This is a genomic window from Clostridium sp. LY3-2 (assembly GCF_024705715.1).
Taxonomy (GTDB): domain Bacteria; phylum Bacillota; class Clostridia; order Clostridiales; family Clostridiaceae; genus Clostridium.
On record NZ_JAMDLQ010000009.1, the window covers coordinates 18,795 to 45,212 of the forward strand.

Genomic DNA, 26,418 nt, shown 5'->3' on the forward strand with positions numbered 1-26,418 from the left:
TTTTATAATCCTCTTTTCAAATATTCTTTAAATTCTATATGGGTAGCTCCATTTATATAAAGCCCTTTACTACAATTATAAAATTTAACTGATTTATTTTCTTTTATTGTTTCTTCTATTTTCTTTTTAAAATATACATACGTTCTAACTGTAGTTATTTTATTACCATTTATGTCTTTATCTAAGACTTTGTCATTTAAGTTTTCTTCGCCCTTTATATCATAAATTTTACAATAAGATTCAATATGAGTTTTTCCGTTAATGCTAGTTAAATCTTGTCCAAGTAGGGCAATATTTTCAGCACCAAACTTAATAGCAAGGTTAATAGCCGCAACTGCAACAGTTTTGCCTGTTTTTATTTCATAGTCATCTTCTGTATCATTATAAAAAATATATTTAGGGCCATTATATTTTTCTATAGTCCATCTTGATGCTGTATTTAAAAAGCATAAAGGTACTTTTGAATTTAAATTATCTAAAAATTGTTTAACTACTATTTCATTGCCATCAATAATTACAACAAAATCTGGAACTATATTTTTTTCCATAATTCTTTTAAATACAGAGCCGACTGCTATAATATTAAATTCTTCTTTATGACTTAATATATTTTCTATATCAAAGTCTAAAGAAGGTCCGGCAGCTAATATAAGTGTCTTTTTATTATTTTTAAATATTTTTTTATCTACAAAAGAATTTATATTTTCTAAATATAAACTTTCATTATACTCTTTATTTTCAAGTAGCAATTCTTTATTTTGATTTATAGACTCTTTATTAATTTGGAATCTTTTTAAAACATCATATAATTTAATATTTAAATCTTTTAGTATATCTAAAGACGGCTTATGTATAATTACATCTTCAACCTTTTTAAGCTTATCATTTAATTCATTATAAAAATCATCATCTCTTGAAATAATAGTTACTTTATCATTTTTAATTAATTCATCATTTTCTTTAATACATAAACTTACTATTTCTTTTGAATACTCGAAAACATATATATTATTTATATTATTAAAATTCTCTAGAATTTGATTTACGTTATATCCAAGCCCAAGCCCTATTATAACAACACTATGGTTATTTAATGATTCCTTATTATTTAATATAAATGTTTTAGCTTCTCTAAGCGGGTCATATCTACTATGGATATATTTATTTTTATACTTTAAAGTATTTAATCCACTTTTTGATTTAACTAAGTTTAGCATATTTTTTCTCCATAATATTTAAAGTGTCTTCTATTTTTTTAATGCTGTCTTTACAAATTCTATTCATACCTTTATATATCTCTGTGTTTAAATCTAATTTCTTTTCTACAACTCTCTTCTTAGAATCTGACTTATTTACAACAAACTGTTCGCTACACTCTATATTATAACTTAAATCGTAAATCACACTATTTACTATACTTAACTTTGGTATTTCTTCATTTATCTCTTTTTCGTACCTGTTTAACTCCTGGTTAATTCTATTTACAGAGGAGTTATCATTTTTAAAATATGCTTTTTTAAATCTTTCTAAACTTTTCATCGCTTTAGATGTAAGAGAAATAACCTTATTTGAAGCTTCTAAATTATCTTTTAACCCATCTATTGTCTTTTTAAGTATTTCTTTATCCGATATATTTTTTACTTTTGTATCTTTTTCTTTTATATCTTCAAATTCTTCTAAAACTTCTTTTAATTTCCTAACCTCTGTTCCTCTAATAGCTGCGCCACCTTCAGTTGCATTTATAAATTTAATATCTTTAAAACTCTCTACTATATCTTCTAAAGATTCTTTATATGCTTTTAAAGATAAACTTGTCCTAACTTCTTTTCCATCTATCCCTTCAACATACACATCATTTGATTTATAGTAATTTTCTTTAGCATCTATTGATACACTATCAGTTTTCGCGCACTCAGCGTGACCCTTATTATCTGTATAAGCTAAGTCTTGACCTACAAATATAATAGGGTTACATCCCATAAATGCAGCAATAAAAGTCATCGCGTTAGCAACTGAACCACCTTTTATTATATCTACTATATCTTCCCCTAAAATTTCTTTCATAAAACCTGATTGAGCACTAGATATTTTAGGACCTTTATAATTATCTAAAATTTTAGAGTTTGTCATTTCATTATAAATAAGGTTAGTGTTAGTTTTATCTAAATAATTTTCAACTAATTCATAAGATGCTTGACTTCCATCTATAATCGCCATAAAGTCAGGGTCTATATTAACCCCTAAAAGCGGTTTTAATGTTCTACCTCCACTTATTATAAGTGCCTTATTTTTATCTATGTAATTAATGTTTTTTTGAAGAGATGGTCCTGCTGAAACTATTATAGCTGGTATATCTTTATATTTATCTTTAAACTCGTTTATTTTTTCAGATTCAAAAAGATATTTTGAATTGATTAAACTTGAATCAACCCATTCGTCTTTAAATTGTAATTTTGTGTTTCTTTCAAGTGCCATATTAATAAGATGTTCTTTAATTTCTTTGTAGCTTTCCATAAGTTCGTTTGTGAATATTTTATTATAGTTAGAAAAGGTTACAAGTTTTGCATATTCTAAATTTAGATCATCTATATTTTCGTTCATAAACTCTTTTATTTCATCTATAGAATTTGTTATTACTATATCTTCATTTTTTATTAGTTCATTATATATTTCTAATTTTTTCACTTCTTCTAAAATGTAATCAATAGCTTCTACTACAAGTATTTTAGAGTTCTTATCTTTTTTATCTAAAAGTAATTTTATATGTTCTAACGCCCCAGCACCTAGTACAATATAGTTATCCTTTTCCGTTAAAGGCTCAACAGATTTCATAAATTTATCTAATTCTCTACTTTGAGAGTACTTACTTCCTAAATAGCAGTTTTTATTATCTTTATTTATTTTTAATATATTAAAATTGTCCTTGCTCTTTTCTATTTGTACTTTCCCCATGATATCCTCTTTCTTAGAAATATTTTTATTTAATTATCGATTATTTTTAGTATTTCTTTATACAGATATAATACCATAAAAAAAATTACGTATAGCTAAGCTATACGTAATTCTTTATGCTATCTTAATAATTGTAAGACACCTTGTGGTTGTTGATTAGCTTGTGCAAGCATTGCTTGAGCTGCTTGAGAAAGGATATTACTTTTTGAGAAGTTCATCATTTCTTTAGCCATATCAACATCTCTAACTCTTGATTCTGCAGATTGTAAGTTTTCAGCTGTGTTATTAGTTGATCTTATTGAAGACTCTAATCTGTTTTGAACTGATCCAAGGTCTGCTCTGAATCCTGAAACTGATTGAATAGCTGTATCTATACTTGTTATAGCTTTTTGTGCAGCTGTTTGAGTTCCAACACTTGCTTTACTTGCATCAATATTTAATGCAGTAGCCCTCATATCTTGTAATTTTATTTTTATAGTTTGTCCTGAGTTTGCTCCAACTTGGAAGCTAACACTTTTTGATGATTTAATAAGGCTTTGCTTGTTGAATTGAGTTTGATCTCCGATTCTTGTTATCTCAGATTGTAATTGAGTGAACTCTTTATTAATCTGATCTCTATCTTCTTTAATATTTGTTCCGTTTGATGATTGAACTGCAAGTTCTCTCATTCTTTGCAGAATTGAGTGAGTTTCATTTGTAGCACCTTCAGCTGTTTGGATTAAAGAAATACCATCTTGTGAGTTTCTTGAACCTTGTTCTAACCCTCTGATTTGTCCTCTCATTTTTTCTGAGATTGAAAGACCAGCTGCATCATCACCAGCTCTATTAATTCTTAAACCTGAGCTTAATTTTTCCATAGACTTTGCTTGATTAAATGAGTTTACTCCCATTTGTCTATTTGCATTCATTGCATTCATATTGTGATTAATTATCATAATAACTCCTCCTTGACTCTAATTAAACTTCCATGTTTATTATCTTAATAATTGTAAAACACCCTGTGGTTGTTGATTAGCTTGTGCTAGCATCGCTTGAGCTGCTTGTGAAAGGATGTTACTTTTTGAGAAGTTCATCATTTCTTTTGCCATATCAACATCTCTAACTCTTGATTCTGCAGCTTGTAAGTTTTCAGCTGTATTATTAGTTGATCTTATTGAAGACTCTAATCTGTTTTGAACTGATCCTAAATCTGCTCTAAAACCTGAAACTGTTTGTATAGCTTTATCAATACTTGTTATAGCTTTACTTGCTGCTGCTTGAGTTCCAACACTTGCATTAGCACCGTTAACACTTAAAGCTGATGCTCTCATGTCTTTTAAACTAATTGATATAGTTTGTCCTGAGTTTGCACCAACTTGGAACTTAACGCTTTTTGCTGATTTAATAAGGCTTTGTTTGTTGAATTGAGTTTGATCCCCAATTCTTGTTATCTCATCTTGTAATTGTGAGAATTCTTTTTGGATTTGAGATCTATCTTCTGAGATGTTAGTTCCGTTTGAAGATTGAACTGCAAGTTCTCTCATTCTTTGTAAAATTGAGTGAGTTTCATTAGTAGCACCTTCAGCTGTTTGGATTAAAGATATACCATCTTGTGAGTTTCTTGAACCTTGCTCTAACCCTCTGATTTGTCCTCTCATTTTTTCTGAAATTGAAAGACCAGCCGCGTCATCTCCTGCTCTGTTTATTCTTAAACCTGAGCTTAATTTTTCCATAGATTTACTTTGGTTAAATGAGTTTACTCCCATTTGTCTGTTTGCGTTCATAGCATTCATATTGTGATTAATTATCATAATTAATTCCTCCTTGATTTTAATTAAACATCCTTGTTTAATGTTTTTACAGTTAACTATCGTTAATGAAATTTATCACTTTATAATAATTTTAAAATAATTTTTATATTTTATTTGCTTTTTTAACTTTTTGTACATATTTAAATTTAATAGTTATTTTCTATAAAAAAAGAGAGCGTCGAAAAAAAATTCGACACTCCCTTTTTATCTTTTACTATCTTAATAGTTGTAAGACACCTTGTGGTTGTTGGTTAGCTTGTGCTAGCATTGCTTGAGATGCTTGTGCTAAAATATTAGATTTTGAGAAATCCATCATCTCTTTTGCCATATCAACATCTCTGATTCTTGATTCTGCTGATTGTAAGTTTTCTGCTGTGTTATTAGTTGATCTTATTGAAGATTCAAGTCTGTTTTGAACTGAACCTAAATCCGCTCTAAATGATGAAACATTTTGAATAGCTGAATCGATTTTAGTTATTGCAGCCTCAGCTCCTGATTGAGTCGAAACGTCGCAACTTGCAACACCTAACGCACTTGCTCTCATATCTTTTAAATCAATTGTTATAGTTTGTCCTGAGTTTGCTCCTACTTGGAATTGAACTTTTGATGAAGCGTTTAAAAGATTTTGTTTGTTGAATTGAGTTTGATCCCCAATTCTTGTTATCTCATCTTGTAATTGTGAGAATTCTTTTTGGATTTGTGCTCTATCTTCTGAAATGTTAGTTCCGTTTGAAGATTGAACTGATAATTCTCTCATTCTTTGTAGAATTGAGTGAGTTTCGTTTGTAGCACCTTCTGCTGTTTGGATTAAAGAAACACCATCTTGTGAGTTTCTAGCACCTTGTTCTAACCCTTTAATTTGTCCTCTCATTTTTTCTGAGATTGATAGTCCTGCTGCATCATCTCCAGCTCTGTTAATTCTTAAACCTGAGCTTAATTTTTCCATTGATTTTCCTTGATTGAATGTGTTGATCCCCATCTGTCTGTTTGCATTTAGAGCATTCATGTTGTGATTAATTATCATAATATATTCCTCCTTGATTCCTGTTGAAGCTTCCTTTGCTTCTTTATTACAATTAATTATCGAACCAATTCAGTTATACTTTAATATTTTTTATCATTTTTTTAATTTTTATAGCATTTTTTTATCTGAATAGTAATTGTATATATTCATTTTATTATTTACTCTCTTATTTTTATAAAAAACCTTATTAAGTCTATCCTAGAAGTTATTTAATTACTTTAAAATAAAAAAGGCTACCAAAATAAATTTTGGTAGCCTACTTAAATATAATTATCTTAATAATTGTAATACTGCTTGAGGTTGTTGGTTAGCTTGTGCTAGCATTGCTTGTGCTGCTTGTGAAAGGATGTTATCTTTTGAGAATTCCATCATTTCTTTAGCCATATCAACGTCTCTTATTCTTGATTCTGCAGCTTGTAAGTTTTCAGCTGTATTATTAGTTGATCTTATTGAAGATTCTAATCTATTTTGAACTGATCCAAGATCTGCTCTGAATCCTGATACTGATTGGATAGCTTTATCTATGCTTGTTATAGCTTTTTCTGAAGCTGTTTGAGTTCCAACACTTGCTTTTGTTTTATCAACACTTAAAGCTGCTGCTCTCATATCTTTTAAATTGATAGTTATAGTTTGTCCTGAGTTTGCTCCAACTTGGAAACTAACTTTTGATGAAGCGTTTAAAAGATTTTGTTTGTTGAATTGAGTTTGATCTCCAATTCTTGTTATCTCATCTTGTAATTGTGAGAATTCTTTTTGGATTTGAGATCTATCCTCTGAAATGTTAGTTCCGTTTGATGATTGAACTGCAAGTTCTCTCATTCTTTGTAAGATTGAGTGAGTTTCGTTTGTAGCACCTTCAGCTGTTTGGATTAAAGAAATACCATCTTGTGAGTTTCTTGAACCTTGCTCTAACCCTCTGATTTGTCCTCTCATTTTTTCTGAGATTGATAGTCCTGCTGCGTCATCTCCAGCTCTATTTATTCTTAAACCTGAGCTTAATTTTTCCATAGCTTTTGATTGTTTAAATGAGTTTACTCCCATTTGTCTGTTTGCGTTCATAGCATTCATATTGTGATTGATTATCATAATAAATTCCTCCTTGATTTTAAACTGAACTTCCTTGTTCAAATTCTTATTTTAATAATCGCATTATTTTTTATTCTCTTTATGATAGTTAAGCATTATTAACAATTAATTCATAATATTGCAAATACAAAAAAGCATGTCTAAATATTAGACATGCTCTAAGAATTATCTTAATAATTGTAATACTGCTTGAGGTTGTTGGTTAGCTTGTGCTAGCATTGCTTGAGCTGCTTGTGAAAGGATGTTATCTTTTGAGAATTCCATCATTTCTTTAGCCATATCAACGTCTCTTATTCTTGATTCTGCAGCTTGTAAGTTTTCAGCTGTATTGTTAGTTGATCTTATTGAAGATTCTAATCTGTTTTGAACTGATCCTAAATCTGCTCTGAATCCTGATACTGATTGGATAGCTGTATCTAAGCTTGTTATAGCTTTTTGTGCTGCTGTTTGAGTTCCAACACTTGCTTTACTTGCATCTATATTTAATGCAGTAGCTCTCATGTCTTGTAATTTTATTTTTATAGTTTGTCCTGAGTTTGCTCCAACTTGGAAGCTAACGCTTTTTGATGATTTAATAAGGCTTTGTTTGTTGAATTGAGTTTGATCTCCAATTCTTGTTATTTCTGATTGTAATTGAGTGAACTCTTTATTTATTTGGTCTCTATCTTCTTTAATGTTAGTTCCGTTTGAAGATTGAACTGCAAGTTCTCTCATTCTTTGTAAGATTGAGTGAGTTTCGTTTGTAGCTCCTTCAGCAGTTTGGATTAAAGAAATACCATCTTGTGAGTTTCTTGAACCTTGTTCTAACCCTCTGATTTGTCCTCTCATTTTTTCTGAGATTGATAGTCCTGCTGCGTCATCTCCAGCTCTGTTAATTCTTAAACCTGAGCTTAATTTTTCCATAGCTTTTGATTGTTTAAATGAGTTTACTCCCATTTGTCTGTTTGCGTTCATAGCATTCATATTGTGATTAATTATCATAATAAATTCCTCCTTGATTTTAAATTTGAACTTCCTTGTTCAAATATCTATTTAATAATCGCATATTTTTTATAATTACTTTATAGTTTTTTTTACATTTAACATATTGTTCATAAAAGAAAGGCACATCTAAAGATGTGCCTAAATATTATTAAACTATCTTAATAATTGTAATACTGCTTGAGGTTGTTGGTTAGCTTGTGCTAGCATTGCTTGCGCTGCTTGTGCTAAGATGTTATCTTTTGAGAATTCCATCATTTCTTTAGCCATATCAACGTCTCTTATTCTTGATTCTGCAGCTTGTAAGTTTTCAGCTGTGTTGTTAGTTGATCTTATTGAAGATTCTAATCTGTTTTGAACTGATCCTAAGTCTGCTCTGAATCCTGATACAGTTTGAATAGCTGTATCTATGTTAGTTATAGCTGTAGAAGCTCCTGTTTGGCTTGAAACTGAAGCATCTTTTAATCCTAAAGCACTAGTTCTCATATCTTTTAAACTAATTGATATAGTTTGTCCTGAGTTTGCACCAACTTGGAAAGTTACATTCTTAGCTGATTTTAAAAGATTTTGTTTGTTGAATTGAGTTTGATCTCCAATTCTTGTTATTTCATCTTTTAATTGAGTGAACTCTTTTTGTATTTGAGATCTATCTTCTGAAATGTTAGTTCCGTTTGAAGATTGAACTGCAAGTTCTCTCATTCTTTGTAAGATTGAGTGAGTTTCGTTTGTAGCTCCTTCAGCAGTTTGGATTAAAGAAATACCATCTTGTGAGTTTCTTGAACCTTGTTCTAACCCTCTGATTTGTCCTCTCATTTTTTCTGAGATTGAAAGACCAGCTGCGTCATCTCCAGCTCTGTTGATTCTTAAACCTGAGCTTAATTTTTCCATAGCTTTAGTTTGTTTAAATGAGTTTACTCCCATTTGTCTGTTTGCGTTCATAGCATTCATATTGTGATTGATTATCATAATAAATTCCTCCCTGATTTTAAACTGAACTTCCTTGTTCATCTTTATTTTCTTTTATATTATCGTATTTTTTCTCTTTTACTTTACTCATTTTCTAATTTTTATTAATTTGATTTATAAACAAGAAAAAATTTGATAATATCTAAATTTCCTAATAGTTTTATAATATAAATAAAATAAGCTATCCCCAAAGGATAGCTTACACTTATATTTTCTTATTAAAATAAACAGGCTTGCTTGCATAATTACCATAATTTTGCCTAGCTAGTCTTCTCTTTTTAATAAGTTCTATTTCATTTTTTATTTCTATCTTTTTATCTATTATCATTTTGTTTAACTTTTCATCATTTTTAAAAATATTTAATTCATTTGCAATCCCTAAGCCTTCTTCTTTAGAGAACTCTAAATCTTTAAAATTTTCTAAAAGCTTTTCACGCATGACTACAAACTCTTCAATATCTTTATCTTCTTTTATAAATTCCATAGCCTTAAGAGTACAGTTATTATATTTTTCTAAAAGTTCTCTAAGTTCCACTACTTACCACCGCCAAGTTGTGCCATAAGGTAAGCATTTTGACTATTTAATTTATTCATTTGAGTTTCAAGTCTTGAGAACTGAAGATAATAGTTGTTTTCTCTAGTAGCTAGATCTCTTTCCATTTCTGCTATTATCTTTTGTTTTTTCTCCATTGTAGTTGTTAATTCGTTATTAAAAGCAGTTACAGAACCTTCCATTCCAGCCTTTTTCATTAATGGAGATGAAACAGATACAGTTTCGTTATATAAAGTATCCTTCATCTTAGATAAGATTCCTCCAGTTGATGGGTCTTTATCATCTACTGGTTGTCTTAAAAATAAATCTTTAACTTCTCCTGGATTTTTTTCTAAAGCTTCTTCTAGTTTAAACTCATCTATAGTAAACATTCCGTTTTGTTCACCATAGTTATTAACAGGAATTATACCTATCTTTTCAAGGTTCATTCCACCAAAGTTAGTTCTCATTATACCTTTTAATTTATCATTAATTCTATCAAGATTCATATCACCTTTTAAAAGACCTTCTTTAGCTTTTTTATCCCAAAGCTTTTGTTGATCTTCTGACATATCTTTTCTTTGTTCGTCAGTAAGTGGTGTATAACTTTTATCATGCTTAGTAAGTAATTGCTTATTCATATTTTCTATAAGCTTATTATAATCATTTACGAAATTGACAATTAGATCCTTAGTCTTAGTAACATCATTTTTACCAGTAAGCCTAACTGCTTCTGTTGTAACATCATGAAACTCAAATTTAATACCGTCTAAAGTTAAAGTGTTAGATTCTAAATCATTAAACTCTTTTGTAACACCATTTTTAGTTATTTCAACTGATGCATTAGTTCCTTTTGCATCTGTACCATTTATTTTAAAACTTGCAGATGTACCTGTTTTACTAGTTTTAAATTCTAACCCTTTATAGAAATCTGATTTTGTAACTTTTAAATCTAGTTTGTTATCTTTAAATTGCTTATTTAAATCATCAATAATTTCATTTTGTGGCCTATTACCTTTGGCATCTGTTACTGGTACTGTTATAGTTTTCCCATCCATTTGAATTTCTATAGGTCCATCATATAAATGACCTTCTTCTAGTATTGCTGTAGCACTTGTAGCAACACTTTTAACTTTAACACTATAGTTTTCAACTTGAGAACCTGCTGATCCAGTTGCTGTAACTGCATTGTCATTACTTGAGGTAAATCCTACTGTTTGCCAGTTAGATGAACTCATAAGTGAATCTTTACTGCTAATACTAAAATATTTATTATAAAAATCTTGAGATTGCTTTAATACATCTCTATAAAGGTCTTGTTGATATTTAATTCTTAAATTGTCTTGTTTTACTCTATCAACTTTCATTTGGTAAGGTTTCATCATTTCCTTTACCATTGAATCTGTATCCATACCTGTTGCTAAACCTGGTATTCTCATAATTACACTCTCCTATCTAACACTTCTTGCTTTTTTTTCAGCTTCGTACCAAGTGTTTCTTATATCTTCTATTAGTGGAATAACTTTATCTAACTCTTTTACATCTTTTTTAAAGTTAGCTTCCATTAACCCTTCTTTAATAAATGCATATATAGCCATCATATTTCTAGCCCAATCCCCTGCGTTTACATCAAGACTTACCATAAGTTCTGTAAATATATCTTGAGTTTTCATTAAGTTTTCATGAGCTTTTTGAACATTATTATCTAATATAGCTTGTCTAGCTATTTTTGAAAATTTAACGGCTCCATCTACTAGCATTAATAATAATTGTTCTTTAGATGCATAATTTACACTGTTATTTTTATAAGTATTATATGCATTTTGTCCGTACATATAATTTACCTCCTCTTATCTAAGATAAAGCCTAAAACTTCTTTATCTTTTACTTCCATTAAAGCATCTACGTCCATTTCATTGTTTTTTTCGCAATCTACTGTTACATAGCGCCTTTTAACTTTTATAGCATTATTTTGAATTTTTATATTTTTAGTAAATTCTGTTGTAAGTTCTGCCTTTTTTACTTTGTGAACTTTTCCATCTTTAGTTTTTTCTATGATTTTTCGTCTAGCATCATCATCTATTTTGTTTATCCTATTTAACATAATCTAAGCCTTCTTATCAAATACTACACCAGCTAATTCGCAAAGCTTTGCAACTAAATCTAGTATTTTCTTAGGAGGTACTTCTAAAAGTACCTCCTTAGTATCTGTGTTAACTATTTTAACCATTATGTCACCAAATTTATCATGAACTTTATATTCAGCTCTTGCATGTTCTTTATTTAATAGTTTATTTAGCTTAGAAACTGATTTTTGTAGTTCCTTTTTCTTAAGTTCATCATCTTTTTTTAGATCTTCTTTTTTGTGACTTAAATCTGTTTCTTTAATAGGCTCTATTTTTTTATCATCTGCATAAACTTCTAGTCCTTTAATTCCGTTAGCTAGTAAATTTATATCCATTTAATCACCCTATTTTTTAAGATTTTTTAATAAGTCTAAATCTATTTTTGTTGCATTTTCATTTTCATCTTTAACTTCTTTATATAATTCTTTTCTTAATATACTTACGCTTTTTGGAGCATCTATAGCAAGTTTTACAGAACCATCATCTAGTTTTGAAACTAATATTTCTATATCATCTCCAATAAGAATTGATTCACCTTTCTTTCTTGAAACCACTAACATGATTATACCTCCAATAAAGGCTGCTTTATTTTATACTTGTTATTATCTAGTATAATTTGCTCACCAATATTTTCGTTTATATTTATAATTAATGGTGCACAAAGGTTTGTAGTTATGTTTTGAACCTTTGAATTTAAAGTTACAGTAGTAAGTATCAATACATCTTCATATGATTTTAAATTAAGAGATTCTTTAATATCTTCTTTTAACTCAATTTCATACTCCTTTTTAACTTCAAATGGTGATATAACAACAAATGCTAACTCATCATTTTCTAGAGAGTGTAATATTTTAAAAGGTTCATTTCCTTCTAAATCTAATAAAACGTATTTTTTATATTCTAGAAATCCTGGAATACCTTTTTTAAATGTTATAACATCTTTTGAAGTATATTCCATAGTTCCATGTATCTTTGAAACTAACTCCATAAACCTTTCCTCCTATCTAATGTAATCCATTAGTGTCTGCGGTAATATTTTTGCACTAGTTTGAAGTGCTGCTGTATATACTGTTTCTGCCATTGAATATTCCATAGTTTTTTGTGTAAAATCTATATCTTCTGTTTTTGAAAGTATTTCTTTCATATTTAAATTTTCTGATTCATTTTTTTGAAGTGCAGCTTCCATTCTATTTTGTTTTGCCCCAACTTCTCCCCTAACTTTCATTAAGTTTTGAATCATTGCATCCATAGATGTTAAATTTTCTTTAGTAACTTTAGATGCGTCATCTGGATTTGTTGATTGAAGGTTATTTGTTATATCCTTCATTAAATCCATAAAGTTTTGGTCTTTTCCATCTTTTCCTCTAAAGTTTAATATTTGCATTGCATTAACATTATAGTTAACTACAACACCTTGTGAAATCTCAACATTTAAATTTCCATCTATCATGTTTAATTCAGCATTTGCATTTTGGTCAGTTCCATCAGTTATTAGAGGACTTCCATCTCTTCCAAGGTATACAAGTTCGCTATTATTAGTTAGAGGATTTTCAGTAGTTCCTATTGGCTTTGCAGTTCCTCTTGTTCCACCAAATATATATCTACCATCAAAGTTAGTATTTAATATCTGTGCTACTTGTTCTACTTGTTGATTTATCTCATCATTTATAGCCTTCTTTTCATCTGGTCCATAAGCTGCATTACCAGATGACACCATAAGTTCTCTAGTTCTTTGAAGTACATTAGTTAATTGGTTTAATGCTGTGTCTGTTGCATCAAGCCAGTTTATAGTATCATTTATATTATCATTATATTGAACGTTTGTATTTACATCTGTGTGTAGTTGCATAGACCTTGCAACTCTAAATGGGTCATCTGATGGTTTTCTAATTTCTTTACCACTACTTAATTGACCATTTAATCTATTTAAATTATTTAAGTTTTTCCCCATATCTCTTAAATAATTATTTGACATCATCTTATTTGTAATTCTCATAATTTAAACTCCTCCTATCTTATAAGCCCATTAATAACAACATCTAAAAGCTGATCTAAAGTTGATATAACTTTTGCATTAGCACTATATGCATGTTGATATTGAATAAGGTTTGCCATCTCTTCATCTAAAGAAACACCAGAAACTGAATCTCTACTTTGTTCTAAATTTCCTAAAAGGTCTTCTTGATTTTTAACCATTCTTTGAGCTTCTTGTGATTGTACTCCAAGTCTATCTATAGAATCTTTAAAATAAGAATCCATTGTCATACCACTTGTAGCATCACCTATATTTAATCTATCAAATGTTGAACCACCGTTAGATTGTTTAAACATATCTTCTCTAGATTTTATTTTAGTTCCAAAATCTTGTATTCTAATCATTCTATCTCTAAGAGATGCAATTGCTAATGCTCTAGCACCATCTGTTTCACCATCATCTGTGTTTTGACTAGTGTAAGCGTAGTTTGAATCATGAGTTTTTGTTTTTATTTTCATTACATCATTTAATATTTCTTCATTGATTGTAATATTTTTAGCTGTAATTTCATTTTCATTATTTAAAGTATCATCTAAGTTATTTAATATATGACTTGAATTATATGATGCAACATCTTTATTTACAAAGAAAGGCATATAATCTTTATTTGGATTACCTGTTCCTGCATTTGCAGTATCTAATCCACTATGAACTGCATTTACTGAAAATGCTATAGATTTTGCTAAACTATTTAATTCATCCATATATCTATTTATATCTTTTTGAACAGATACATTTCCTGAAATTTCTCCTTGAGTTGGTGCAAATACCATAAGTTGAGTTGCATCTACTAAGTCACCATCTCCGATTGGGTATCCATCACCTTTAACAGCTTGTCCAGATCCATCTCCCCAAAGTATTCTACTAGCTTCAAGTCCTTTAACTTGTTCGTCTGATAAACCACTTACTCTTAAGGTTTGAACGCTACTTGAACTACTAGTATCACCCTTTTTATAATAAGTAATAACGTGAACTCCAGGGTTTTTAGGATCTTGTTTGATTTCAGATATAAATGATAATCTTGAAACTTCTCCATCTGGAGCTGAGTTTACAAGGTTTGGATATTTCATTCCATTAGCATCAGTTGGTGCTACATCTATACCATTAAAATCTGATTTATTTATTTTTATATTAAACTTATAACTTAATTCATCTAATAACGAATCTCTTTTATCCATTAAATCATTTGGAGTCATTCCAGATGAACTTACTTGAATTATTTCTTTGTTTAATTGATTTATTTGATCTAAATAACTATTAACTTCAGTTACATTATTCTTTAAGTTTAATTTTACATTCTTTTGTAAATCCTCAAGTTTAGAGTATGTATGATTTAATGCATCAGTTAAAGCTAATGTTTGCTGTGCTACTACTGTTCTAGCATTTGAACTTTGAGGTTGCTTTGATAACTCTTGAAAAGCATCGAAAAACTTTCCAATTAAAGTTGATATACCTGTATCTGATGGTTCATTATAAATACTTTCTATTTCACTTAAGTACTTACTTCTAACATCATACTTACCAAGGGAGCTTGTTTCTCCTCTAACTTGGTAATCTAAGAAATTATCTCTAATTCTTTCTATAGCTTGAACTTGCGCCCCTGTCCCAACTTGTCCTGGAACTACAGTATCAAACCTTCCATTGCCACCATAAGGCCTAGTTGTCTCTATTTTGGCTCTCTGCCTTGAATATCCTGGTGTATTTGCATTTGTAATATTATGAGAAGTTACATCTATTGTACTTTGAGCAACGCCTATTCCTCTTTTTGCAATATTAAAACTTCCAAATAATCCTGTCATTTAACTACCTCCTAATCGTACCATATGAACTATACGTCTTTGCCTCTTTTTTAGGAGTCAGCATACTTAACATCCTTGTTGTGAATCCAAGCTCCTGTTTTATTAGCATTTCATTAGTGTCTTTTTGAAGCTTGATTGCTTCTATAGTTTTTTTAATCTTTCTAAAACTATTATCTAATTCATCTGAAGAAGCATTTTCTATGATATTACTCATAGTAGCTTTTCCAGTTAATTTTCTTCTTTCAACTTCAGCTTCAGCCACTTCTTTATTGCATAATTGAATTTCAGTTACTATAGCATCTAACTTAAATGTGTCCTTTTCCATAATAAGTGTAAATTGCTTATCTAATAACCCTAAAAGCTTATTTAAAGCTTCATCTTCTCTTTTTAGGATTTCAATTAATTCACTAATCATAAATTATCTCCTATTTTCTTTAATAGATTTCATCATACTTTCTGCAGTAAGTTTAGCATCAACTTTGTAAGTTCCATTTTTAATCATAGTTTTTAATTCTTCGATTCTCTTAGAGTTGTCCACGCTCTTTGAATTTTCGAAACTGCTAAGTTTTTTAGCCTCATTTGATATTTCTATTCTGTCCTTGATTTTGTTTTTACTTACGTTTTGATCGTCTTTAACCTTATTGTTGTAATTATTATAAAGGTTTTGTACTTTCATTCCACCAATTTTCATCTTTAACCCCTCCGTGTTATCATTGATTACTTATATTATCGTACTCTTAAATTAAATATTTAGCCTTAAATATAAAAGAAGTAGGGAAATTCCCTACTCTTTATTATAAATTATTTTAATGATTTTATTCTATCTGCACCTGAAATTATACTTGTTATTCTAACCCCAAAGTTTTCATCAACAACTACAACTTCACCGTATGCTATCTTTTTGCCATTTACTAAAACTTCAACTGGTTCTTCTGCTAAAGTTTCTAATTCAATTAATGAACCTGTTCCAAGTGATAATATATCTCTTATACTCTTTTTAGTTCTACCTAAAACAACAGATACATTTAAAGGAACATCCATAATTAAATCCATATTTCTGTTTCCTGAAACATTATTAGAAGGCGCTAAAGGTTCGAAATTAGCTGTGCTTACCTCTACAGGTTCAACTCTTCTTTGCATAACCGGCTCCTCATAACTATATTCAACTTGTTCTACGTTATTTGCTATTTCTTTAGCTTTAACTTCTTCTTTTACAGTTTGAACTTTCGGCTCTTCTTTAACCTCTTTAGTTTCTGAAACCTTTTGTTCTTCTTCTTTTTCCTCTGTTCCCATCATAATAGATGCGATCTTTTTAGCAGTTGGAAGAGGAAGAACTTGCATTATATTACTATCTACTAAATCCCCAATAGTCATTCTAAATGAAACTTGAACTATAGTTTCATCTTCTGCTATTTTATCTGTTAATATTTCATCTTTATTACTCCATATCTTAGATATAGGTGGACTTATATTAACTTCTCTTGCAAACATTGTTGCCATTGAAGTGGCTGATGAACCTATCATTTGGTTCATAGCTTCACTTACAGCACTAAGTTCTATTTCTGATAATTCGTGAGATGTAATTTTTCCATCTCCACCCATCATTAAGTTTGCAATAACAGCTGCGTCATCAGTTTTAATCACTAATAGGTTTCTTCCTACTATACCACTAACATACTCAACATCTAGAACTACATTTGGAGTTTCAAACGATTCTTTTATATCTTTTAAGTTAGTTATAGATACAACAGGAGTAGTTATATTAACTTTTTGATTTATTATTTGATAAAGTGCAGTAGATGCAGATCCCATTGAAATATTACCTATTTCACCTAGTAAATCTTTTTCTACTTCAGTTAAGCCATCATCATTTGAATTAGCACTTGAAGCTTCTGCACTTCTATCGTCTCCACCATTTAATAGTGAATCTATTTCTTCTTGAGACAGAAATCCATTACTCATAATTGTCCACATCCTTATCTATTATATCTAGGATAGAGACACCCTTGTTTTTGCCAATTGTTCCAGGCTTCGCGTAGAAACAGCTCTCTCCTTCTACATAAACCGTTATAGGGCTTGAAGATTTGTCATCTAACCTTATTACATCACCATTTCCTAATTTTAAGAAGTCGTTGATAGTTAATGTAGCTTCACCAAGTTCAACTTCTACATCTACATCTACTTTTTCAACTTCTCTTCTTAACTTAGCTTCTACCTCTTCATCTCTACCATCATCATCACTGTTAAACCAGTATTGAACTACTAATTTATCTAATATTTTTTCAATTGATAGATAAGGGATACACATATTTATAAATGTTGCAAGCTTACCTATCTCTACTGAAAATGTTATTAATGCAACTGGCTCGTTTGGCGCTAGTGTTTGGTTAACTGCTGGATTTGTTTCAAGAGCTTCTATTTCAGGTTCAACTTTTAAAATATCTTCCCAAGCAAGCTTAAGATTTGAAAGCATTCCAGTTGTCATATTTAACATTATGTTTTTATCAATATCAGTAAATTCCTTATTTACTTTAACACGATCTCCGCTACCGCCAAGAAGCATATCAATTATTGCAAAAGAAAACTGTGGATTACATTCAAATAAAATAGTTCCACTAAGCGGTGGCAATTTAAAAACTGTCATCATTGTAGGGTTTTGAATTGAATGTATAAATTCATCGTATGTAACCTGCTCAACAGTTTCAATCCTCATTTTAACATTCTTTCTAAGTTGAGCAGTTAAATAATTAGATACAACCCTTGCAAAGTTGTCATGAACAAGTTCAAGTGTTCTAATATGCTCTTTAGAGAATTTTTGAGGACTTCTAAAGTCATAGGCTTTTACCTTTTGCTTTTCCTCTTCTTCTGCCACTTGCTCTGGTTCTATTTCACCAGATGATAATGCAGATAATAGGGCATCTATCTCATTTTGCGATAAAACATCTGACATATTGTCCCCTCATTTCCTTATTAATTTAATAGCTTTTCAATATCTATTATAGTTAATAGATTATCTTCATGCTTTATGATTCCTTTAATGTAGCTTTCTTGCTTTTCATCACCAACCGGTTGGACCTCTTTTTCATCTATATAAAGTACTTCTTCTACTCTATCTACAGATATACCAACTTCTTCTCCATCAACTGATATAATTATTACATTTTCTTGTTCATCACTTGAGTGAATATTTAATAGTAAGTTTATATCAACTAAAGATTTTATACTTCCTCTTAAGTTAATTAATCCTTTAATGTGGCTTGGTGCATTTGGAACCTTTGTTATTCCCATGATGTCATTTATACCTTGAACCTTTTCTGTTTCTACAGCGAAATGCTCATCTCCTAATTTAAATACTACTATTTGCATAGTTTGCACCTCCTAAGCTTTTATTATATTAACCTAATACTTTTTTAACAGCTTCTATAACTCTATCAGCTTGGAAAGGCTTTACTATAAAGTCTTTAGCTCCCGCTCTTATTGCATCCATAACCATTGATTGTTGTCCCATAGCTGAACACATGATTATTTTTGCATTAGGATCAAATTCCTTTATCTTTTTAACTGCTTCTATTCCATCCATGTCTGGCATAGTTATATCCATTGTAACTATATCTGGGTTTTCTTTTTTATATAAATCTACTGCAATTAAACCATTGCTCGCTTCACCAACAACCTCGAAGTCGTTCTTTTCTAATATGTCCTTTATCATCATTCTCATAAATGCTGCGTCATCAACAACTAATACTTTTGCCATAATATAAATACCTCCAAAATTTTAAATATTAATTTACACCTATTGACTTTAATATTCTGTCTAATGAACCCGGTGCTGGTATATAGTAAAAGTGAACACCTAAATCTTTATTGTCTTCACCTTTAAAAATTGTTTCTATATCTAAGATATATTCATCGTGTTGCCCAGCTTCAACGAAGCTTGTGCAAAGTATGGCACTTATCATATCAAATGCCATAGCAGGTACAGATGGTTGAATGCTAAGTCTTGTAAACTCAGCTATTGAATTTAAATAACCAGCTGAAATTATGTTACCATACTCACATAAAACTGAAGCTCCAAGTTCATTTATCTCCTCAGTTTCAATGCCAGTCATAGCTTTTATCATATCAAAAGCAACTTCTCTATCTATAACGATTAAGACATTGCCTGGGATATCTCCAATTACTCTAACTATTACTCCAAATACCGCTTCATCACTAGTTACTTCATAAAGTTCTTCAAAAGCTAAGATATTTACTGCTGGAACTGTCATATCTATTTTTTTATTTAACATCATAGATATTGAAGTTGCTGCATTACCAGCTCCTATGTTTGAAACTTCTCTTAAAGCATCCATTTGCAGTGGAGTATAATTCATTGCTTCCATGTGTTCCCCCTCCTAGGCGGTACTAATATAGAGCACCTACATCAAGTATTAATGTAACTAATCCATTTCCAAGAATTGTAGCTCCAATATATTCCCTCATATTTTTAAGCGTTTTTCCTAAAGGCTTAATTACTATTTCTTGTTGTCCAACTAGTGAATCAACTAGTAAACCAAACGTCTTGTCGCCTACGTTAACTATTATAACAAACTTTTTATCGTTTGGGGCACTTTCTATATTTAATCTATTATTTAATCTAACAAGTGGAATTACGTTATCTCTATAAACTATAACTTCTTTCCCATTTGTCTTTTTAATTGATTCCTCATTATAACTTATAACTCTATCTATAAAGCCAAGTGAAATTGCAAATGTCTCTTCGCCTATCTTTACAAGAAGAGCTTGAATAATTTGAAGCGTTAATGGAAGTCTTATAGTAAATACTGAACCTTTTCCTTCTTCTGAAACTAGTTCAACACTTCCTCCAAGAGATGCAATTTTTGTTTTAACAACATCCATTCCAACTCCTCTTCCTGAAATATCTGTAACTACTTCATTTGTACTAAAGCCTTGAGCAAATATAAGATTTTTGATATCACTTTCTGACATTCCTTCAGTGTTTATACCATTTTTCTCAGCTTTTGCCCTAACTCTTTCAACATTTATCCCTGCACCATCGTCTACAACTTTAATTAAAGCTTTAGTTCCTTCTTGGTAAGCTGTAAGTTTAATTGTACCTACAGGATTCTTACCTGCTTTAATCCTATCTTCTGTTGACTCTATACCATGGTCAGCTGCATTTCTAAGTAAATGTATTAAAGGTTCTCCAATTTCATCTATTACAGTTCTATCAAGTTCTGTATCAGCACCTTCAACTACAAAGTTTATTTCTTTGCCAAGTTCAACAGATACATCTCTTATCATTCTTGGGAATCTATTAAATACTACATCTAAAGGAAGCATTCTTATTTTCATAACTAAATCTTGAAGATCTGATGTAGTTCTACCCACTTGTTCTAATGTTTCGTTTAGTTCAGTAGATTTATTATCAATAACTATTTGTTCAAGTCTAGTTCTATAAATTACAAGCTCTGATACCATATTCATTAGGTTATCAATTCTTTCTAAATCAACCCTAACTGATTGGTGAGCTTTTTTAGGCTTTTCTTTTTTCTTTTGCGGAGTTTTAGATACCACCTGCTCCTTTTTTTCTATTTCTTTTGGCTCTATTTTAGCCTCTTCTTTTTCTTTCTTAACTTCCTCTTTTTCATCTAAAGATTCTAGTTCTTCAGTTATCCCTCTTAAATTAACTACAACAGATTCAACTTCTGATATGCCTTTTACTAAGTCATTAATCTCGTTTTCACCATTTGTAGTTAATATTAAAAATTGAAGTGTAAAATCGAATTCTTCGTTTTCTATCTCTTCTGTAGATGGGTTAGATTTAATTATTTCACCCTTTTCCTCTAAATCTTTAACGATTAAAAATGCTCTAGCAGATTTTAATAAAGTATTTTGACTTAAAGTTATTTTTATATCAACTGCATTAAAGCCTTTTTCTTTAGCTTCTTTTATAACTGATATATCATATTCATTTAATTCAATTAAATCTTCATTTGACTCTTTAACTAATTCTTTAGAATCTTCTTTTGAAGTTTCTTCTACTACTTCTTCTGAACCATTTATGCTATGCAAAGCATCTATTATTGGCTTTACATCAATTTGTTCATCAGTTCCTTCTTCAATAGAATTAACCATTCTCTCTAAAGTATCTAAGCAATCAAATAGTATTGTTACAACTTTTTGTGTTACCTTTACTTTACCTTCTCTAAATTCAGATAAAACGTCTTCCATTTTATGTGTTAGTTCTGCTATATCGTTAAATCCCATTGTTGCTGCCATACCTTTTATAGTGTGTGCAACTCTGAAAATCTGATTAAGTTTATCTACATCATCTGGATCTTTTTCTAGGTCTAATAATGACTCATTTAAAGTTTGAAGGTTGTCCATAGACTCTTCTAAAAACATAGTCATATATTGTGATGTATCCATTTTACTTCCTCCCATCTATTAAACTTTTCTATATATGAATGTTGAAGCTTTAGAAAAATCATATTCTTTATAGTTATAAATACTTTCTGTAGCTCCGACAAATAGTAACCCTCCAGGTCTTAGTGCTTTTGAGAAATTTTTAAATATTTCAGCTTTAACTTCATTTTTAAAATATATTACTACATTTCTACAAACTATTAAATCAAAATCACTTTCATATCTGTCTAGTATTAAATCATGCTTTTTAAATGTTACAAGAGATTTTATCTCAGGACTTATTAAATATTTTGCTTCTTGCTTAGTAAAATATTTATCCATAATATTTTTTTTAACATTTTTCATTTCAACATTAGTATAAACTCCCGCTTTTGCTTTAGCTAAAATAGTGCTATCTATATCTGTTGCTAAAATTTTATGTTTGTAACTAGGATTTATCTCCTTTAAAATCATAGCTAAAGTATATGGCTCGCACCCTATAGAACAAGCAGCACTCCATATTTTTAAAGGTCTCTTTTCTTTATTTACTTTTTCTTTTAATAATCCTTCTAATTCATTAAATAATTCTGGATTTCTAAAAAACTCTGTAACATTTATAGTTATAAAGTCTAAAAATCTTTGTCTTTCTTCATAGTTAGTCTTTATTAGTTTCGTATATTCCTCTAAAGACTTTACCCCTATTCTTGACATTAAGCTATCAATTCTTCTATTTAATTGAGTTGGTTTATATGATGCAAGGTTAATACCAAGTTCTCTATAGACCCATTTATGAAAATCATCAAAATTCATATTGCCCTCCATTTAAAGTTAAATTAAGTCTTTTATACCGCCAGATATTTTATCAATATCTAATATATAATCGACCTTTCCTGTTAATATAGCTGCCCTTGGCATCCCAAATATAGTACATGTATTTTCTGATTGTGCAATTGTAACTCCACCAGCATTTTTAACTGTTTTAATCCCATCTGCACCATCTCTTCCCATCCCTGTTAAAAGACATGCTAGTATATTTTTTCCATAAACATCTACTGCTGATTGGAATAATTTATCTACAGCAGGTCTTACGCCCCACATTGTAGGCGCTTCTGAAAATGCTATTCTCTTATTTTTATCAACTAGCATATGTACTCCGCCTCTTGCAATGTAGACTGTATTATTTTCTATTTTCATACCCTCTTCAGCTTCTAAAACTTTAAGGCTACAAACTCTATTTAATCTATCTGCAAAAGCTTTTGTAAATCCTACCGGCATATGTTGAACTATTAATATTGGTTTATTTATACTATTATCAAGTCCTTCTATAACTTTTTGTATAGCTCTTGGTCCTCCAGTAGATGCACCTATTAAGATTACATCTATCTTGTTTTTATTAATCTTAACTTCTCTTTTAAGATTAACAAAATCATCTTCCATAACTTTTACACTTTTACTAGGTCTTGATACATTTCTACTTTTAGTTGCAACTACTTTTAACTTTTCAATTAATTGGTCTGAAACTTTTTTTATATCTAATGAAATTGCACCTGATGGTTTTGTTACAAAATCGACAGCTCCATTATAAAGGCATTCCATAGTCTTACTTGAACCTTCTTCAGTATTACTACTTATCATCATTACAGGAACATCAATATTTTTTCTTTTAAGTTCCTTTAGAGTATCGATACCATCTAATTCAGGCATTTCTAAATCTAAAGTTACTACATCTGGGTTTAATTCATCTATTCTTTTTATAAGCTCATTTCCATTTCTAAGCTTTGCTACAACTTCAAAACTTTCATCTGATTCAATAATCTCAGATATTAGCTTTCTCATAAATGCAGAGTCATCAACTACTGCAACTTTTATTTTAATCCCACTTCCCATTATATTATCTTCACTCCCTGTCCTACAATTTTTAATGTAACCTCTCCATTCTCAGCATCAAAAATCATAGTTCTCCCTTTACTTCCACCTATATCTTCAGAAATCAATCTAATTCCTTCTTTTTCTAAAGCTTTCTTAACTGCTTCTCCATTACGTTTCCCAATATCACTAATCATACTAGTATCACTAAAGTTAAACATAGAAGCTCCTCCAGCTATTTTAGCTGTCATATCCCGTTTTAATGATCCTGTATTAATCATCTTTTTCACAAGTTCTGGAATTGCTAAATCCGCGTATTTTGCTGTATTAGTAATCTTCTTAAATTGAGAACTATCAGCTAACATAATGTGCGCTAAACCTGCTATTTTATTTCGCCTATCATATATAGCTATTCCGACACAGGAACCTAGGCCTATAGTCATTATCTTTCCAGGCGCTCGTACAACATTTAAGTCAGCAATCCCTACCTTTACATCTTCAATCACTATAATGCCTCCTAAAATATTTTTGTCTCATCATCCTCTGAAAGTACCCTGTCTAGGTTTAATAAAATGACTATTCTGTCTTCTAATTTTACAAGTCCACTTATATACTCTTCTCTTAACCCATTTGTTATAGGAGGTACTCCCTCTAGTAAATTTAAATCTACAGTTTTAACTTCATATACATTATCTACTACTATTCCAAACTGTCTATTATCTCTTTTTACTATAATTATTTTTCTTCCTTCATTCTCTTCATCAATATAGCTAAAACGCTTATTTAAATTAAGTATTGGTAATATTTTACCCTCATGCTTTATAACACCATCAATATAGTTTGGTGAATCAGGTAGTACAGTAGGTTTTTCATACCCTATAATTCTTTCAACTTGTCCTATATCAGTTGCAAAATATTCATTATTAAGACTAAATATTAAGATTTTTAAATTATTACCTTCCAAGATTACATCCTCCTAAAAATTCAATTTTTCAATAATTAACTCTCCATCTTTATCTAGATATGCATGTAAATCTTTACCCTTAGTGTCTAAAACACTTTTTCTGTTTCCAACCTTTATAGTTGTATTATGATAAAATTCATCTACATCAATCTTCCCTTTATCAGAAACACTAAGAACTGTAGTTACTCCAGCTGGACTTCCTACAACTTTTGCTCTTATGTTTCCATTTGCATAAATCGTTCCGCCTCTGCAGACACAATTATCTCCATCAAATATTATGTCTCCTCCTGCGCTAATTTCAGATACATATTGCCCTTTTCCATTAAAAACAATATCTCCACTTGCAGTTAAGGTGCTATCTTGACAGTAAGACATAAATATATTAGATGATCTTTGCATAGTCTTATTTACTTCTTTTATTTCTCTATTTATAATATCGTAAATATTATCTACTTCATTTAGTTCCTTTATATTTAATGGACCTAGACCTGCTAATTTATTTCTTAGTAATTCAATTAAGCCGTCGTCATTTGGGAATAAACTTTTATATGCAACTTTATATGCTAAGACTCTAAAAATCTTTTTTTGAAGTCCTTTAAACTTTTGATCTATGATAAGCTTTATCGCTTTTCCCGCTTCAAAAGATCCTTTTTTAGAATTTTTAAGTTGCTTAGAAACAATAATAATTTTTTCTATATCACTATTTAATTCTTTAAGACTTTCAACATATTTTAAGAAATCTTCGTTTTCTACTCCCGCAATAACCTTAGAATTTAATACACTACCTTTTATTATCGTATCTCCGCCCGATTTAATAATAGCTGATTCAACATTTTTATTAATATTTATTAAATTACCTCCTGAAACAGTCATCCCCATGCTAACATTACCATTAATATTTATATCTCCTATGAAATTAACATTTCCACTTTCTATATCAATATCTTTAGAAATATCCATACTATCTATAATCTTTATAGTTCCATTTGATAAGTCGACTCTACCATTTTTTAAAGATCTTAAAATATCGCCTTCTCTTATTACACCTTCACCTAATTTTATAGGTAGTCCTTTTTTATCTCTCTTTTTGATATCTTTTCCAAAAATATCTTTTCCAGAAGATCCAATTTTTCCGATATGTATTATAGCTAAATCTGAATCTGCCTTTACGTTATCTATTTTATTTAAATTTCTAAAATCTACTTTATAATTTATATTATTTTTATCTTCTTTAGTTTTATATAAAAGTTCTATAACATCTTCTTCGTCATCTACTTTTTCGATGCCTTTAGCTATAACTTTTGTTACAGACTCTTCTTTAGATAAGATAATTGAGTTTATAGCTTCAAAATCTAATCCAAAAATTATATTTTTAGACTTTATAAAATTTAAAATATCTTCTTTCTTTTTATCAAAATCTATTTCTTTATAATCACCAAAGTCCCTCTTTAAAATAAGCTTATCTTTTAATTTATCTTTTTTAAGCGTAGAAAATCTATTATTTCCCCCATTCACTTCCAGAGTCCCTTCTAAATTATCCTTCGATACCTTTAAATTGATTGTAAGGCTATTATCATCTTCTAAAACCCTCGCCTTTACAGAATCCATTTTAGATACTACAACTTTATCTTTCATCTTTTGACCGTTTACAATAACCATTACATTTTCATCTGAAATAACTTCTATTTCTTCACAGTCAAAATCGTCTAACTCAATATCATAAATGTTTACCTCATTTAATATATCAACCTTAAACACAATCCCATCATCACGCTTATCCATCTTAAGCATTTTATATTCTATTTCCTTTTTGTCTAACCCAAATTCCTTTGATGCTATATTTAAACATTCATCAATAGTCTTCCCCTCAACAACCATAGCCATCCCCC

General features: G+C 29.8%; 30 protein-coding genes. All 30 read right to left on the minus strand.

Annotated elements, in window-relative coordinates:
* Positions 1-2: 2 nt before the first annotated feature.
* Positions 3-1,217 (minus strand): motility associated factor glycosyltransferase family protein, encoded by a 1,215-nt coding sequence (locus tag M4I33_RS01630; RefSeq protein WP_257915134.1) that lies wholly within the window; start codon positions 1,215-1,217, stop codon positions 3-5.
* On the minus strand, positions 1,201-2,952 hold the full coding sequence (locus tag M4I33_RS01635; RefSeq protein ID WP_257915135.1) for a motility associated factor glycosyltransferase family protein: 1,752 nt from the start codon (positions 2,950-2,952) through the stop codon (positions 1,201-1,203). Before M4I33_RS01635 ends, M4I33_RS01630 begins: the two co-directional genes overlap by 17 nt.
* Before the next feature lie 119 nt (positions 2,953-3,071).
* Complete coding sequence (locus tag M4I33_RS01640) at positions 3,072-3,887, minus strand: flagellin (RefSeq protein WP_257915136.1); 816 nt, start codon at positions 3,885-3,887, stop codon at positions 3,072-3,074.
* Positions 3,888-3,926: 39 nt separating this feature from the next.
* Positions 3,927-4,742: a flagellin gene (locus M4I33_RS01645; protein ID WP_257915137.1), complete on the minus strand. Its 816-nt coding sequence runs from the start codon at positions 4,740-4,742 to the stop codon at positions 3,927-3,929.
* A 214-nt stretch (positions 4,743-4,956) separates the two neighbouring features.
* Entirely contained in the window at positions 4,957-5,766 is an 810-nt protein-coding gene (locus tag M4I33_RS01650) for a flagellin (protein WP_257915138.1), read from the minus strand.
* Positions 5,767-6,036: 270 nt separating this feature from the next.
* Positions 6,037-6,852 carry a flagellin gene (locus tag M4I33_RS01655; protein WP_257915139.1) on the minus strand — a complete coding sequence of 272 codons (816 nt, stop codon included), beginning with the start codon at positions 6,850-6,852 and terminating at the stop codon, positions 6,037-6,039.
* A gap of 165 nt (positions 6,853-7,017) precedes the next feature.
* The gene (locus M4I33_RS01660; RefSeq protein WP_257915140.1) at positions 7,018-7,833 is read right to left on the minus strand and encodes a flagellin; all 816 of its coding nucleotides are present in this window, start codon (positions 7,831-7,833) and stop codon (positions 7,018-7,020) included.
* Positions 7,834-7,989: 156 nt separating this feature from the next.
* Positions 7,990-8,799, minus strand: coding sequence for a flagellin (locus M4I33_RS01665; protein ID WP_257915141.1), 810 nt, complete (start codon positions 8,797-8,799; stop codon positions 7,990-7,992).
* 205 nt (positions 8,800-9,004) lie between these two features.
* Entirely contained in the window at positions 9,005-9,334 is a 330-nt protein-coding gene (locus M4I33_RS01670) for a hypothetical protein (protein ID WP_257915142.1), read from the minus strand.
* Positions 9,334-10,770 (minus strand): flagellar filament capping protein FliD, encoded by a 1,437-nt coding sequence (gene fliD / locus M4I33_RS01675; protein ID WP_257915143.1) that lies wholly within the window; start codon positions 10,768-10,770, stop codon positions 9,334-9,336. The genes M4I33_RS01670 and fliD overlap by 1 nt, the downstream gene beginning before the upstream one ends.
* A gap of 12 nt (positions 10,771-10,782) precedes the next feature.
* Positions 10,783-11,166 (minus strand): flagellar export chaperone FliS, encoded by a 384-nt coding sequence (fliS, locus tag M4I33_RS01680; protein WP_257915144.1) that lies wholly within the window; start codon positions 11,164-11,166, stop codon positions 10,783-10,785.
* 5 nt (positions 11,167-11,171) lie between these two features.
* Entirely contained in the window at positions 11,172-11,435 is a 264-nt protein-coding gene (locus M4I33_RS01685) for a hypothetical protein (RefSeq protein WP_257915145.1), read from the minus strand.
* Between the two features lie 3 nt (positions 11,436-11,438).
* Entirely contained in the window at positions 11,439-11,792 is a 354-nt protein-coding gene (locus M4I33_RS01690; RefSeq protein ID WP_257915146.1) for a flagellar protein FlaG, read from the minus strand.
* A gap of 9 nt (positions 11,793-11,801) precedes the next feature.
* Entirely contained in the window at positions 11,802-12,017 is a 216-nt protein-coding gene (gene csrA, locus M4I33_RS01695) for a carbon storage regulator CsrA (RefSeq protein ID WP_257915147.1), read from the minus strand.
* 2 nt (positions 12,018-12,019) lie between these two features.
* Positions 12,020-12,445 (minus strand): flagellar assembly protein FliW, encoded by a 426-nt coding sequence (fliW, locus tag M4I33_RS01700; RefSeq protein ID WP_257915148.1) that lies wholly within the window; start codon positions 12,443-12,445, stop codon positions 12,020-12,022.
* Positions 12,446-12,457: 12 nt separating this feature from the next.
* Positions 12,458-13,453, minus strand: coding sequence for a flagellar hook-associated protein FlgL (flgL, locus tag M4I33_RS01705; protein ID WP_257915149.1), 996 nt, complete (start codon positions 13,451-13,453; stop codon positions 12,458-12,460).
* 14 nt (positions 13,454-13,467) lie between these two features.
* A complete protein-coding gene (gene flgK / locus M4I33_RS01710) occupies positions 13,468-15,291 on the minus strand; it encodes a flagellar hook-associated protein FlgK (protein ID WP_257915150.1) in 1,824 nt (607 codons plus the stop codon).
* Positions 15,292-15,295: 4 nt separating this feature from the next.
* Positions 15,296-15,706, minus strand: a complete 411-nt coding sequence (locus tag M4I33_RS01715) for a flagellar protein FlgN (protein WP_257915151.1) — start codon at positions 15,704-15,706, stop codon at positions 15,296-15,298.
* A gap of 3 nt (positions 15,707-15,709) precedes the next feature.
* Entirely contained in the window at positions 15,710-15,982 is a 273-nt protein-coding gene (flgM, locus tag M4I33_RS01720) for a flagellar biosynthesis anti-sigma factor FlgM (protein WP_257915152.1), read from the minus strand.
* Positions 15,983-16,092: 110 nt separating this feature from the next.
* A complete protein-coding gene (fliY, locus tag M4I33_RS01725; protein WP_257915153.1) occupies positions 16,093-17,253 on the minus strand; it encodes a flagellar motor switch phosphatase FliY in 1,161 nt (386 codons plus the stop codon).
* Positions 17,246-18,241, minus strand: coding sequence for a flagellar motor switch protein FliM (gene fliM / locus M4I33_RS01730; RefSeq protein ID WP_257915154.1), 996 nt, complete (start codon positions 18,239-18,241; stop codon positions 17,246-17,248). Before fliM ends, fliY begins: the two co-directional genes overlap by 8 nt.
* 20 nt (positions 18,242-18,261) lie before the next feature.
* The gene (locus M4I33_RS01735; protein WP_194192249.1) at positions 18,262-18,657 is read right to left on the minus strand and encodes a chemotaxis protein CheW; all 396 of its coding nucleotides are present in this window, start codon (positions 18,655-18,657) and stop codon (positions 18,262-18,264) included.
* A 28-nt stretch (positions 18,658-18,685) separates the two neighbouring features.
* The gene (locus M4I33_RS01740) at positions 18,686-19,045 is read right to left on the minus strand and encodes a response regulator (RefSeq protein ID WP_194192250.1); all 360 of its coding nucleotides are present in this window, start codon (positions 19,043-19,045) and stop codon (positions 18,686-18,688) included.
* Between the two features lie 28 nt (positions 19,046-19,073).
* Positions 19,074-19,673 (minus strand): chemotaxis protein CheC, encoded by a 600-nt coding sequence (locus M4I33_RS01745; RefSeq protein WP_194192251.1) that lies wholly within the window; start codon positions 19,671-19,673, stop codon positions 19,074-19,076.
* A 22-nt stretch (positions 19,674-19,695) separates the two neighbouring features.
* Positions 19,696-21,723 (minus strand): chemotaxis protein CheA, encoded by a 2,028-nt coding sequence (locus tag M4I33_RS01750; RefSeq protein ID WP_257915155.1) that lies wholly within the window; start codon positions 21,721-21,723, stop codon positions 19,696-19,698.
* Positions 21,724-21,741: 18 nt separating this feature from the next.
* Positions 21,742-22,509, minus strand: coding sequence for a protein-glutamate O-methyltransferase CheR (locus M4I33_RS01755; protein ID WP_257915156.1), 768 nt, complete (start codon positions 22,507-22,509; stop codon positions 21,742-21,744).
* Between the two features lie 18 nt (positions 22,510-22,527).
* The gene (locus M4I33_RS01760; protein ID WP_257915157.1) at positions 22,528-23,586 is read right to left on the minus strand and encodes a chemotaxis response regulator protein-glutamate methylesterase; all 1,059 of its coding nucleotides are present in this window, start codon (positions 23,584-23,586) and stop codon (positions 22,528-22,530) included.
* On the minus strand, positions 23,586-24,074 hold the full coding sequence (locus M4I33_RS01765; RefSeq protein ID WP_257915222.1) for a chemotaxis protein CheD: 489 nt from the start codon (positions 24,072-24,074) through the stop codon (positions 23,586-23,588). The genes M4I33_RS01760 and M4I33_RS01765 overlap by 1 nt, the downstream gene beginning before the upstream one ends.
* An 8-nt stretch (positions 24,075-24,082) precedes the next feature.
* Entirely contained in the window at positions 24,083-24,529 is a 447-nt protein-coding gene (locus tag M4I33_RS01770; RefSeq protein WP_257915158.1) for a chemotaxis protein CheW, read from the minus strand.
* A 12-nt stretch (positions 24,530-24,541) separates the two neighbouring features.
* Positions 24,542-26,407, minus strand: a complete 1,866-nt coding sequence (locus M4I33_RS01775) for a FapA family protein (RefSeq protein ID WP_257915159.1) — start codon at positions 26,405-26,407, stop codon at positions 24,542-24,544.
* Positions 26,408-26,418: the final 11 nt, after the last annotated feature.